The sequence below is a fragment of the uncultured Ruminococcus sp. genome (genome assembly GCF_947301925.1).
Lineage (GTDB): Bacteria > Bacillota > Clostridia > Oscillospirales > Ruminococcaceae > Ruminococcus.
In genome coordinates, this window is the sequence record NZ_CAMYUE010000030.1 from 1 (window position 1) to 12,370 (window position 12,370).

Genomic DNA, 12,370 nt, shown 5'->3' on the forward strand with positions numbered 1-12,370 from the left:
CTTGTACTCTGAGTAGTTGTTATATTTAGAGGGTGGGAGATGGGATTCGAACCCACGGTCTTCGGGACCACAATCCGACGCTTTAACCAGCTAAGCTACACCCACCATATTCAATAAATAAAAACGAAGCTCTCCATTAGATGGAGTCAGGTAACGGAGAGTTTCGGTTTGGCGCGCCTTGCTGGATTCGAACCAGCGGCTTACTGCTTAGAAGGCAGTTACTCTATCCAGCTGAGTTAAAGGCGCACAGAAAACTATAGCAGCCAGAGCTGCTAATGAATGGAGCGGGTGATGGGAATCGAACCCACGTAACCAGCTTGGAAGGCTGGAATTCTACCATTGAACTACACCCGCACGGCGTTTCAACAGAAAATATTGTATCATAATCAGAGCTGAATGTCAATAGCGGTTTTGAAAAACAGTCACATTGACCAAATTTTTGTAATGGCGCGGTTAAATGGGAGTCAAAATGCCGATTATGATTGAGAAGCGGAAATTTTTTTGAAATAAATGTCACAATCCGTGCGGAAATAACGTCTAATATTATAGAAGACATTGTCCGCATCTCAAAGTGACAGATTTGTTATGAAAAAGTCACGCTAATGTCATGTTGACAGTGTATGATATAGAAGAACCGTGAGAGAGACGACAAAAATGACCGATAATGCGTTTCTGTTAAGGTTTATGCTCCACAGCGTACTGAAGCGCGGCGGAGCAGGCGAAAAAGTAAAGAAGGGGCGCGGAAGGGGACAACTCCTCTGCGGAGACCGAGGGATAATATCATCGTTACCGGAACAACAGGTATGGTGATCCGCGTTTTCCGCAAAGGAAGCTGTCCGGCATTGACAACTGTTTGTCAATGTTGCGCTTTATTGCAGAAGCACAGAAGTCGTCCGATCGCTGCCTCTTTATTTACAGTCAAAAAATATGCTGAAGGCTGCACAAAAATGAGCAGTTCATTTGTGTATAATGGTGTGGCAGGAAAGGCAAAGGAAAAATTGCCGCGGGGCAGCATGATATAGTTAAAATATAAAATTTTCCCTGGCCTTCGTCTTTTTAAGCTCCGCGCAGCACTTATATATAGAAGCTGAGCTGATGAAGGCCGGAGGAAGAACTCTGAGCAAAAGGAAATGATTTGTGAGGTTGTGACCGGATGAAAAACAAGACCCGAAACCAGTGCGGAAGGAAGGGCGAGCGCGTATTCAGCAATATCTGCGTTATGCCGAGCCTTATAGGAGTGATGATATTCTTCTTCGTTCCGTTCTGCATAGTAATATACTACTCAATGATAAGCAACCCTGTAACGAAAGAATTCGTAGGTATAGACAACTACATAAAGCTGTTCCACAACGCGGCCTTTACAAAGGCGGCAAAGAATACAGCGTTCTTCTCGCTGGTGTCCGTACCTCTTTCGCTGATACTTTCACTGGGACTTGCGATACTCCTTGAACGCAGGATACCGGGAAAGAGCATATTCAGGACATTCTTCCTCAGCCCCCTCATGGTGCCTACGGCTTCCGTAGTCCTCGTGTGGCAGGTGCTGTTCCATAATCACGGTACCATAAACCAGATAGTAGAGCACTTCGGCGGTCACTCCATTGACTGGCTGAAGTCGCCCTACGGACAGGTAGTTATAATATGTATGTTCCTGTGGAAGAATCTGGGATACAATATGATACTGTTCATGTCGGCGCTGTGTGCCATACCCCGCGACATCATCGAGGTCGCCGACCTCGAGGGCGCAGGCTCATGGTACAAGTTCGTACACATCAAGCTGAGATACCTTTCGCCGACGATACTCTTTGTGCTGATCCTCTCGCTGATAAACTCCTTCAAGATATTCCGCGAGGTATATCTCCTGACAGGAAATTATCCCCAGGAAAAGCTATATATGCTCCAGCACTTCATGAACAATACCTTCAACAGCCTCGACTATCAGAAGCTGTCTGCGGCGGCTGTGCTGTTCGCGCTGCTGATGATAGTGATAATGGCGGCCCTCCTCATCGCGGAGAACTTCTTCGGAAAGGATGTGGAGTGATATGAAGCTGAAAGTAATGAGCATGAAGAGACGGCAGAAGCTGTTCAACGCGGTGGTATTCATTTTCATACTGGCGGCGGCTGTGCTTTTCCTTATGCCTACGGTGCTGACCATAGCCAACTCCTTCATGACGTCAAACGAGATATCCGCCAACTACGGAGCCATGTTCTCAAACATGACCGAGGACAAGAAGACCTTCATCTCACAGGACGTCAACCTGAAGTTCATACCCGACAAGGTCACCTTCGACCAGTACAAGGCGGTGCTGATACAGAATTCCGATTACCTTCTGAAGTTCTGGAATTCGGTTATGCTCACGGTGCCAATAACGGTGTTCCAGATGATCGTGGCCATACTTACATCATACGGCTTCTCAAGATATCCCAACAAGTTCAAGAGCATTATCTTCTTCGCATACCTCATACTTATGATAATGCCCTATCAGGTAACTCTGGTGCCTAATTTCCTTGTGGCGGAGAAGTTCAATATGCTGGACACGAGACGGGCGATAATCCTGCCCGCCATATTCTCTCCGTTCAGTATATTCCTGCTGACCAAGGTCATGCGCCGCATACCCGTTTCGTATGTCGAGGCGGCAAAGCTTGACGGCGCAGGCGAGCTGAAGATACTTACCAAGATATACGTTCCCCTGTGCAAGGGAGCCATAGTATCCATTGCCATGCTGGTATTCATAGATTACTGGAACATGGTGGAGCAGCCCCTGGTGCTCATGAAGGATCCTGCGCTCCACCCGCTGTCCGTGTTCCTTTCACAGATAAACACGGGAGATATCGGCCTTGCCTTTGCGGTGGGAGTCGTCTACATGATACCCACCATACTTATGTTCCTCTACGGAGAGGATTACCTTGTGGAGGGCATAACCTACTCCGGCGGTATCAAGGGTTGACGAAAAGTTGATAAACACAGGATATCATAAATATAACGCAGCTATTCTTTCAGAAGGAGCAAATATAAAATGAATGAAACAAAAGAAGTCAAGGATATACTTGCGGAAAAGGACGATAAAGAAACAAAGTCCCCCGCAAAGAGGAGAGAGATAATAAAGACTCTCATCATCGTCTTTCTTGCGGTGATGCTGATACTTACCTTCTTCTCGAACACCATAATGAACAAGTCGCTGCCGGAGATATCCACTGAGACAGTGTCAGCGGGAAAGCTTACCGAGCGCATCAGGAAGGACGGCGTCATCGAGTCCAACCAGACCTACGACGTCACCGTAGACAGCGGCAGGACAATTGAAAAGATACATATAAAAACGGGACAGGAGGTCAAAAAGGACGATATCCTCTTTACCGTGACTCCAGTGGACAGTGATACTATCGAGACCGAGGAAAAGTCCCTTGACGAGCTGAAGCTTGCCTATGAGACGGCGCTTCTCAAGGAGCCTCTGGACTATTCAACGGAGAATCAGAAGATCAAGGCCGCAAGAGCAGAGCTCAACGACCTTATCGCCAAGCGCGACGCCGCAAGATACAATGACAGCAACGCTGCAAGCGCAAAGGAGGAGTACAGACGCAACAAGTCGGAGCTCACAAGGCAGACAGCGGTCCAGGAGAAACTCCAGTCCACTATAAAGGCTATCGACTCCGATTCCTATATGGAGGCGGCTCCCGAATACAGCGGCGATCTTGCTTCCCTCTGCTCGGCATACAATTCCGCCGAGGAGGAGTACAAGGCTGCCTACGAGACCTATCAGATGGCGGTTGAGAGCGGCAGCAATGTTGATACTGCAAAGGCTGACGCCGACGCAAGGGAGCAGGCAAGGAACTCCGCAAAGGAGGCCTACATCTCCGAGAAGAACAGGATCCGCGGCGAGCTCGCCTCACAGCTTGGCGACGTCAACGCCTCCGTGGCTTCACTCAGCGAGGCCGTTGACCGCTACACCGCCGAGTACGGCGAGGCCGGAACAGATACATATGAGACACTTGCGGCTTCCGTGACCGAAAAGCAGAACGCTCTTGAGGAGCTCATAATCGAGCTCAACAACACCAAGCGCAAGGACTCCATAAGCGACAGCAAGGAAAACCTTGAGATAGAGTCCAAGAAGAAGGCCATGGAGGCTCAGCAGAAAAAGGTGGATAAGCTGAAGAAGGAGGCCAAGTCCACCGAGATAAGATCCAAGTATTCGGGCGTGGTTAGCTCCGTCAACGTACAGCCCGACGAGAAGATTCTGGAAAGCACCGTAGCCGCTAATATAGATCTTTCGGAGGAGGGCTTCACAGTGAGCATATCCGCCGAGACAGATAAGGTCAAGAAGATAAAGAAGGGCGTCGAGGCCGAGGTAGTCAACAACTGGAACGACGATATCACGGCAGTTCTCAAGGAGATCAGAAACGATGCCTCCTCGGGTTCAAAGTCAAAGACGCTGGTATTCAGCGTAACAGGCGATGTTCACTCGGGCGACCGCATAGACCTTTCGATCCCCTGCGGAAGCGGCAACTATGACGCCATAGTTCCCAGAAGCGCCGTAAAGAAGGATAACGACAGCGGCTATTACGTTCTGGTGGTGCGCTCAAAGAGCACTCCTCTCGGAAACCGCTACTATGCAGAAAAGGTGGCCGTGAACCTTGAGGCCGAGGACGAGGTGTCCAGCGCCGTTACAGGCGGTATCGACAGAGGCGACTATGTAATAACCGCGGCCAGCAAGATAGTATATCCCGGAGATCAGGTCCGCTTGAAGGATAAATAAGGTGGTGACCTTATGAGACCTTTATTCAGGAAACTATTCATAGCCGCGGCGGCGGTGAACGCCGCAGCTGTGGCGGGAGCCGTCATTCTTACGGCCGTGGGCAGCGCTTCGGCAAGATCCCAGGACTACAATTTCGCCGCAGACCGCTGGCGGAACGGCGGCAAGGGCGAGTTCACACAGATAAGCTGCTTTTTCAGTCCCGATGCGGGCTTTGACAAAAGCGGCGTCAACGGTGTGAGATCGAAGCTGACATCAGAGCTGGCAGCGGTATCCGTTACCTCCGAGGACGGCAGGACGCTCTTTCCCGACGCCTACAGCTATCGTGCGGGAGAGGCGACGGTGACCTGTGACCTCACAGGCCGCTCAGAGGCGGATATAACCGCCGTGGGAGGAGACTTCTTCCTGTTCCGCGGCTTCAGGCTCACCAACGGCTCGTTCTTTGACGATGACGACATCATGCAGGACGGAGCGGTCATTGACACCCGTCTGGCGTGGAACCTCTACGGCTCGGACGATGTTGCGGGCATGAGCATATATATAAATGATGTCAGACTTTATATCTCCGGAGTAATAGAGACTCCTTCAACAGACTCAGAGGAACGCTGTGCAGGCGACGTTCCCAGGGCATATATATCCTCCTACGCTGCGGGACTGATATTCGGCGAGGACAGCAGCTACGGCGAGAAGGACACGGACATCGGCGGCAAAGCCTCAAAAACAGACGGCATTACCTGCTATGAATGTGTGGTGCCCGATCCCGTGGAGAACTTCGCATACAATACGGTGAACAAGTACCTCTCCGAGACATACAAAGGAAAGGTCAGCGTAGTGAACAATACGGAGCGCTTTGATCCGAAGAAGCGGGCAAAGGCTCTGAAAAAGCTTGGCGAATATGTCGTCGCGGACGACGGTATCGTTTATCCCTTCTGGGAGAACGCATCAAGAATGGTTGACGTCAGGCTCTCATTCATCTACGGAGCGCGGCGAGTGCTCCTTGCTATACCGCTCATAACAGCACTGTGTCTGATAATAATGGCATACAGACTGTTCATGCGCAAAAAAGAAGGTCTGAAAAAGGCTGCGGCAGAAGGCTTCTCGGCAGGATGGAGACGGCTGAGAAGCAGATTGCCTGAAAAGGCCGCGCAGACCGGAGAAAAAGAAAGCTGAGGCACAGACCGAGGCTAACAAAAGAAAGTATAATAAATAAAAAAACAAAAAAGAAAAAGAGGGATTATTATGGAAAAGATCAATCTCAGAAGAATCACAGCTTTATCCGCAGCTCTAACGATCATAGCAGGTGCAGCAGCATCATGTTCCCGCAGTGAACAGAATGGAAAGAACAAGGATACGGCAAAACTGCTGGCAGGTTCATATCATGCAATGGAGCTGGACTGCGACGTCGAGAATATAAGGAGTATCAGAATGCTTAATGATAATACTGTCATTCTCAGCTCCTATGACTACAGTGATCCGATACCCACATTCTACCTTACGGACGGCGAGTTCGCGGATTTCAGCAAGATAGACATCAACTTCGATATCCCCGAGGATCAGGAGGTCACTTTCAACGTGGATATCGCTCCCGACGGAGAGATAGTGGCACTTGGCACCTTTGCAGATTACGGCGATATGGAGAAGCCCGATTATGAGGACCCCGACTTCGATTATGAGAAGTTCGACTTTGAAGAATTCTACTCAAATGTAAAGTACAGCTACAAGCTCTATGTGATCGACATTGACGGCACTGTCAAGGCCGAGAACGAGCTCTCCGGACTCGACAAGTATATCGGCGATGACAACTACGGCACAGGCGTAGGAAGACTCTACGCTGTGGGCGGCGGAAAAAGCATAGTTTCGGTTTACGGAGACAGCAGCGACGAGAACGTTATCGTCGGCTCCGACGGAAAGATACAGGGTGCTATCGAGCTGGACAAGGCGCATTATATCGAAGGCATTTCGGTTATAGACGACGATACCCTTGCCGCAACGGGTTATTTTGAGGATGATACCAACATCAAGCTTATCGACGCTGCCACCTTCAAGGGCAACGGCACATCAATAAAGCTCAAGGACATAGGCATGAACGGTCAGCTGGGACGCATTTTCAAGGGCGACGACAAATACGCTTATTATATTGGATCTTCTTCAGGACTTTTCGGAATAAACGAGGAGGGCGAGGGCACCGAGATCGTAAACTGGCTGGACTCAGACCTTGGAAACGGCTATGTAGATTCGCTGGTATTCCTTGAAAACGGCGATTACGTTATCTGCTATGAGGATTACGAAAAAGACAGCGCAGCCCTTTACCGCCTTACAAAGCGTGACGCCGCAGACATCGAGAATACAAAGGTCATAACGATCGGCGTTCTCTACGACGACTGGGCCGTAAAGAACAAGGTATCAAAGTTCAACAAGTCAAATGAGGGCGTCCGCATAAAGATGGTGGACTACTCAAAGTACGACAATTATTCGGATGACGGAGAGGCAATATCCAGAGGCATAGACCAGCTCAAGAAGGACGTTATCTCAGGCGACGCTCCCGACATGATCGTATCATACAACAGGGGCATCATCAAGAGCCTCCAGAACAAGGGCCTGTTCGTTGACCTCTATGATTTCCTTGACAAGGACAGCGAGCTCAGCAGGGACGATATCATGCCCAATGTTCTCAGCGGCTGTGAGATAGGCGGAAAGCTCCTTTCCATCTCACCTTCCTTTACGGTGAATACATATTTTGCAAAGAAGAAATACGTTGACAAGCCCGACTGGTCCGTTGACGATATGATAGATACATACAAAAACCTTCCCAAGGGCATGAGACTTACGGATATCGACTGCAAGGAGAATATGCTCTCACTGCTCATGGGCTCAATGGACGGATTCATCGATTACGATAACGGCACCTGCCACTTCGATGATCCCGATGTAAAGAAGCTCCTCCAGTTCTGCGATCAGTTCCCCTCAGAGGACGAACTCATCGACTGGGATGACGAGGATTCCTACATGGAATACTATGCCGATGACAACATCATGAACGACAAGGTTATCCTTGCAAACGAGTATCTCTGTAACTTCAGGGATTACACACAGGAGATCAAGGGCAGATTCAAGGGCGAGGAAGTATGCTTTGTAGGCAATCCTTCAAGCGACGGCAAAGGCGCAGTACTCTCCCTCAACGAGAATTTCGCTATCCTCACCAACGCTGAGGACAAAGACCTCTGCTGGAACTTCATCAAGGAGTTCTTCAAGCCCTCGGAAAGCACAGAGGACATGAACGGCTTCCCCTCACTGAAGTCAGAGTTTGACAAGATGGCTGAGGAGAGTATGCACAAGCCCAAGTACAAGGACGAAAACGGCAAGGAGATAGAGGATGATCTGTACTTCTATTCTACCGACAAGCCCGTAAAGATAAATCCTCTCACAGAGGAAGAAAAGAACGTCATCGTGGATTACATCAAGAATGCTGACAAGGTAGAGGCTGACTTCGATCCCGAGGTGCAGTCCATACTTGAGGAGGAGATGATGGCATACCTCAAGGGCGAAAAGACCTCGGACGAGGTAATTGACCTTCTCCAGAGCCGTATATCCATTCTCGTAAGCGAGCAGAGCTGATGACGGCACTGTATAATTAATGATATTCAGATATTTTCGTATATAAATACAACCTCCTTATTTTGGCGCTGCCGCCCGAACAACGGCAGCGCTTCTTTCTTTTTTCAGGCTTTGCAATACAATAATCATATAGGATCATAAAGAATTCAAATATTTTTTTGATTAACTATTGACAAAAAAAGTCAAAAGTGGTATACTTTAGGTATTAAAATACCTTTAGGGAGGATTTTTATCATGGATAATAATTACAACAACAACAATCAGCAGAACAATCCTACTGATCCTTATGCACAGGGCGGCGGATACGTTCAGGATCCTTACAACAACGGCGGACTTGAGCCCCAGGGCGGCAAGGGCATGGCTATTGCTTCAATGGTACTCGGTATCTGCGCTATCGTTATCGGTTGCTGCATCACATATGTAGGTATCGTATGTGGCGTTATCGCTATCGTTCTCGGTGTAAACGTAAAGAAGAAGGGGCTTCCCGGTCAGGGTCAGGCTACAGCCGGCGTCGTTTGCGGTATCATCGGTCTCGCTCTCGGCATCCTCGGTATCATCCTTGCTGCTGTAATGGGCAATTCACTCAAGGAAGCTCTTGAAGAGCTCCAGGATTCTGCTCTTTTCATCAAGTAAGATATGCCTAAAAAACTGAGAATAATAATCGGAGCGGCGGTGCCTTGTGCCCTGATCGTTCTGTTTGCTCTCAGGGATATTATAATCGGATATGAAAAGCATTTCCCCGAGTGCTTCGTGCACAAGGCAACGGGATTGTGGTGTACGGGATGCGGAAATACCAGGAGCGTGAATGCTATGCTCCACGGTCATTTCATTACAGCTCTGCGGGATAATCCTGCCATGCCGGTGATAGCTTTCCTGCTGCTTATGCTGTATCTGGAAACTGTCATAGGCATATGGGGAAAAGACGTAAAGCTCCTGCCCCGAAAGGGCTGGTTCTGGGGCTGCGTCATAGCTGCTTTTCTGGTCTTCTATGTGGCCAGGAACTTCTTTCCTGTCCTCGGACCTGTATCTTAAAGATGATATGATAAGCTTCCGCTTTATGCGGGAGCTTATTTTTATTGACAAAATCCGACATAAATGATATACTTTATATATCTGAAAGTACCTTTAGGAGGGGAATATATATGGATAACAACTACAATAACGGCCAGCAGGACGGAAAACAGGACAATATCGGCACTGACGGACAGAATGAAGTATACTCCGGCGGTCCCGGGCCCGCTGAGGAGATAACGGGCTATATCGACGCCCCCGCACCGAATCCTCCCCAGGGCGGATACCAGAACGCGCCCGCACAGTACGGCCAGCAGGGCGGATACCAGAACGCTCCCAATCAGTACGGTCAGCAGGGCGGATATCAGGGCGCTCCCAATCAGTACGGCCAGCAGGGCGGATACCAGGGCGCTCCCAATCAGTACGGACCTCAGAACGGATATCAGGGACCTCCCAATCCGAATCAGTACGGTCCCCAGAACGGCTATCCCGGAGCTCCGAATCCCAATTATTACGGTCCTCAGAACCCATACCAGAATCAGGGCGGATATGTACAGCCTCCCTATGGCGCTCCCCCGCAGGAGGGCAGTTCGGGTATGGCAGTAGCCTCGATGGTACTGGGACTTCTGGCTATACTTTTATCATGCTGCCTCTATCCCGTGGCATTCCTTCTTGCGCTCATCGGCCTGATCCTCGGCGCAGTGGCAATAAAGAAGGACACTCCCGGCAAGGGCATGGCCATCGCAGGCCTTGTGCTCAGCCTTATCTCCATCGCAATAGCAGTGCTGTTCATAGTTGTTGTGGCTTCGGCAGGTTCGTCGTCCATATTCGATTATCTCGAGAACTCAGCTCTGTTCATAAAGTAAAAGCAAGGGACGCCGCTGTCGGCGTCCCCTTTTTTATTAATAGCAGGTGTATGCCTGTTTGAATGCTTCCCGGCTTACAAATTACATATAATTGCAGTATATATTGATTTTTCTGCCGATGTGTGCTATAATAATCATTATAATATTATTCGGAGTGTGGAAAATGAATAAATATAAAAAGCTGGTCTTTAATACGGGCATATTTGCCATAGGAACATTCGGCTCAAAGATACTGGTGTTCCTGCTGACAAGACTGTATGCCCATAACATAGATCCCGAGAACAACGGCGTCAAGGAGCTCCTTGAAACTACGCTGCTGCTTCTCCAGCCCGTATTCACCTTTGCTCTTCAGGAGTACCTTATCCGTTTCGGTCTGGACAAGGAATACGACAAGCGCGAGGTGTTCACCACATCCGGCGCCATTACCATGATAGGTATGCTGATAATGGCCTTTACGGTGCCGCTGCTGAGAGGCATACCCGCTCTGGACTACCTGAGAGGCTACACCTTACTGTTCATACTGTATGTGGCCATGTCCTCCATACGAATGCTATGCCAGAACTTCGTCCGCGCAAGGGATATGGTGAAGCTTTTCTCCATTGACGGAATACTTGCCACACTTACCTTCTTCATATTCAATGTTATATTCATACCCTGGATGCACATGGGAGTAAAGGGCTTCCTGCTGGCAGTCATACTTTCCGACGGCTGCTCGGCCATATTCCTGTTCATAGCGGCGAGACTGAAGGACTTCGCAGGCGCAGAATACTTCAACAGAGCCCTCGGCAGGGAAATGATGCACTTTGCCCTGCCGCTTATCCCCACTATAGTAATGTGGGCTATAACCTCCCTGTCTGACAGAATGTTCATCAAGCAGATGCACAGCGACTATCATGAGCTGGGCAAGGGAGCGGTAGCTATATACGGCTTTGCCAACAAGATACCGAACCTTATCTCGCTTGTATCCACTATATTCTTCCAGGCGTGGAGTATGTCCGCCATAACCGAGAACGCCTCAGCGGACAGGAACAAGTTCTACGAGAAGGTCTACTCCGCCTATGAGGCCATAATGTTCATGGCGGCGGCAGGACTTCTCCTTATCGTCAAGCCGGTGACGGCGTTCCTTGTGCCCTCGGACAAGCACGCGGAGTACGCGGACGTGTACATCTATACCCCTATCCTTATAGTAGCGGTGGTGTTCATGTGCTTCAATCAGTTCCTGGGCAGTATATATTCCGCCACCAAGCACTCCAAGAACTCCTTCTGGACCGCGTTTGTAGCCTGCGCGGTGAATATCCCCATGAACTACTTCCTGATACCCGTATGGGGTATACAGGGAGCGGCAGTAGCTACTCTGCTGAGCTACCTTATCTGCTTCTGGGCAAGGATAATCGACGCAAGGTACTATGTACCCTTTAAGTTCAACGCCGTCAGGTCGCTGGTGAACACGGGCGTGCTGCTGGTGATGAGCGTGCTGATAATAGGCTCGCCGAAGCTGTATATGCTTTGGGTGTTCCTGATGTTCGCATATATAATGTTCACTAACTATCAGGCAATAATCGACACGGCGAAGAAGCTGCTGAAGCGGTCGTAAGCAGATAGTTTTTTGTATGGTCAACCTATGAAAGGGATTCCAAAGGGTTTACGACCCTTTGGTCAGGTCAAGGGCTGACAGCCCTTGCGGGGGGGCGGGCAGAGCCCCGAATACGTCAAGCGCTCCGCAAGGGTGAATTCCGAAAACAATCCAGTGAATTGTTTTCGGAAGAGGGACGCCCTGTAAGAGAGGGCGTCCCTTTACATGAGAATAACAGACGCTTCTGAAAGATGTGATCTTACAGCCTCTCATCGGTTGTGCCTGTACTATTTACTTATATCTGATTATTAAAACAAAGGAGGGCTAATCATGCCGACACCACACAACAATGCAAAGAAAGGCGATATCGCCAAAACGGTTCTCATGCCGGGAGACCCCCTGAGAGCTAAATTCATTGCCGAGAATTACCTTGAATCACCTGTATGCTACAACGAGGTCAGGGGAATGCTCGGCTACACGGGCACATACAAGGGAGTTCCCGTATCCGTGCAGGGAAGCGGCATGGGTATGCCTTCCATAGGCATATACTCATGGGAGCT

At 49.4% G+C, this 12,370-nt stretch carries 9 protein-coding genes, 3 tRNA genes and 1 pseudogene; 10 read left to right on the forward strand and 3 right to left on the reverse strand.

Translation table 11 applies throughout. The annotated features are described in order from the left end of the window. Positions 1 to 30: 30 nt before the first annotated feature. From Q0Y65_RS15595 to Q0Y65_RS15605, 3 genes are all read right to left on the reverse strand, one after another. Positions 31 to 106 (reverse strand) — tRNA-His (locus Q0Y65_RS15595). Between the two features lie 63 nt (positions 107 to 169). Further along, positions 170 to 246: transfer RNA gene (locus Q0Y65_RS15600), tRNA-Arg, on the reverse strand. Positions 247 to 280: 34 nt separating this feature from the next. Next, positions 281 to 354 (reverse strand) — tRNA-Gly (locus Q0Y65_RS15605). Positions 355 to 1,153: 799 nt separating this feature from the next. Between Q0Y65_RS15605 and Q0Y65_RS15610 the strand changes: the two genes are divergently transcribed. From Q0Y65_RS15610 to Q0Y65_RS15655, 10 genes and pseudogenes are all read left to right on the forward strand, one after another. Then, entirely contained in the window at positions 1,154 to 2,038 is an 885-nt protein-coding gene (locus Q0Y65_RS15610) for a carbohydrate ABC transporter permease (protein WP_297961930.1), read from the forward strand. Between the two features lies 1 nt (position 2,039). After that, positions 2,040 to 2,945 (forward strand): carbohydrate ABC transporter permease, encoded by a 906-nt coding sequence (locus Q0Y65_RS15615; RefSeq protein WP_297961933.1) that lies wholly within the window; start codon positions 2,040 to 2,042, stop codon positions 2,943 to 2,945. Between the two features lie 69 nt (positions 2,946 to 3,014). Further along, positions 3,015 to 4,748 (forward strand): biotin/lipoyl-binding protein, encoded by a 1,734-nt coding sequence (locus tag Q0Y65_RS15620; protein ID WP_297961936.1) that lies wholly within the window; start codon positions 3,015 to 3,017, stop codon positions 4,746 to 4,748. Positions 4,749 to 4,760: 12 nt separating this feature from the next. Next, positions 4,761 to 5,915 carry an ABC transporter permease gene (locus Q0Y65_RS15625; protein WP_297961939.1) on the forward strand — a complete coding sequence of 385 codons (1,155 nt, stop codon included), beginning with the start codon at positions 4,761 to 4,763 and terminating at the stop codon, positions 5,913 to 5,915. 69 nt (positions 5,916 to 5,984) lie between these two features. Next, positions 5,985 to 8,360: an extracellular solute-binding protein gene (locus Q0Y65_RS15630; protein ID WP_297961942.1), complete on the forward strand. Its 2,376-nt coding sequence runs from the start codon at positions 5,985 to 5,987 to the stop codon at positions 8,358 to 8,360. A 234-nt stretch (positions 8,361 to 8,594) separates the two neighbouring features. Next, complete coding sequence (locus Q0Y65_RS15635; protein WP_297961945.1) at positions 8,595 to 8,993, forward strand: DUF4190 domain-containing protein; 399 nt, start codon at positions 8,595 to 8,597, stop codon at positions 8,991 to 8,993. 3 nt (positions 8,994 to 8,996) lie between these two features. After that, positions 8,997 to 9,392 carry a DUF2752 domain-containing protein gene (locus tag Q0Y65_RS15640; RefSeq protein ID WP_297961948.1) on the forward strand — a complete coding sequence of 132 codons (396 nt, stop codon included), beginning with the start codon at positions 8,997 to 8,999 and terminating at the stop codon, positions 9,390 to 9,392. A 110-nt stretch (positions 9,393 to 9,502) separates the two neighbouring features. Next, positions 9,503 to 10,237, forward strand: coding sequence for a DUF4190 domain-containing protein (locus Q0Y65_RS15645; protein ID WP_297961952.1), 735 nt, complete (start codon positions 9,503 to 9,505; stop codon positions 10,235 to 10,237). Between the two features lie 163 nt (positions 10,238 to 10,400). Beyond that, positions 10,401 to 11,831, forward strand: a complete 1,431-nt coding sequence (locus Q0Y65_RS15650; protein WP_297961955.1) for a lipopolysaccharide biosynthesis protein — start codon at positions 10,401 to 10,403, stop codon at positions 11,829 to 11,831. Between the two features lie 309 nt (positions 11,832 to 12,140). After that, positions 12,141 to 12,370 (forward strand): annotated as a pseudogene (locus tag Q0Y65_RS15655) (purine-nucleoside phosphorylase); the annotation flags it as partial.

Bases quoted from the DNA above. Each gene is read 5' to 3' on its own strand.
- Q0Y65_RS15610 (WP_297961930.1), top strand. From the start codon at position 1,154: ATGAAAAACAAGACCCGAAACCAGTGCGGAAGGAAGGGCGAGCGCGTA.
- Q0Y65_RS15615 (WP_297961933.1), top strand. From the start codon at position 2,040: ATGAAGCTGAAAGTAATGAGCATGAAGAGACGGCAGAAGCTGTTCAAC.
- Q0Y65_RS15620 (WP_297961936.1), top strand. From the start codon at position 3,015: ATGAATGAAACAAAAGAAGTCAAGGATATACTTGCGGAAAAGGACGAT.
- Q0Y65_RS15625 (WP_297961939.1), top strand. From the start codon at position 4,761: ATGAGACCTTTATTCAGGAAACTATTCATAGCCGCGGCGGCGGTGAAC.
- Q0Y65_RS15630 (WP_297961942.1), top strand. From the start codon at position 5,985: ATGGAAAAGATCAATCTCAGAAGAATCACAGCTTTATCCGCAGCTCTA.
- Q0Y65_RS15635 (WP_297961945.1), top strand. From the start codon at position 8,595: ATGGATAATAATTACAACAACAACAATCAGCAGAACAATCCTACTGAT.
- Q0Y65_RS15640 (WP_297961948.1), top strand. From the start codon at position 8,997: ATGCCTAAAAAACTGAGAATAATAATCGGAGCGGCGGTGCCTTGTGCC.
- Q0Y65_RS15645 (WP_297961952.1), top strand. From the start codon at position 9,503: ATGGATAACAACTACAATAACGGCCAGCAGGACGGAAAACAGGACAAT.
- Q0Y65_RS15650 (WP_297961955.1), top strand. From the start codon at position 10,401: ATGAATAAATATAAAAAGCTGGTCTTTAATACGGGCATATTTGCCATA.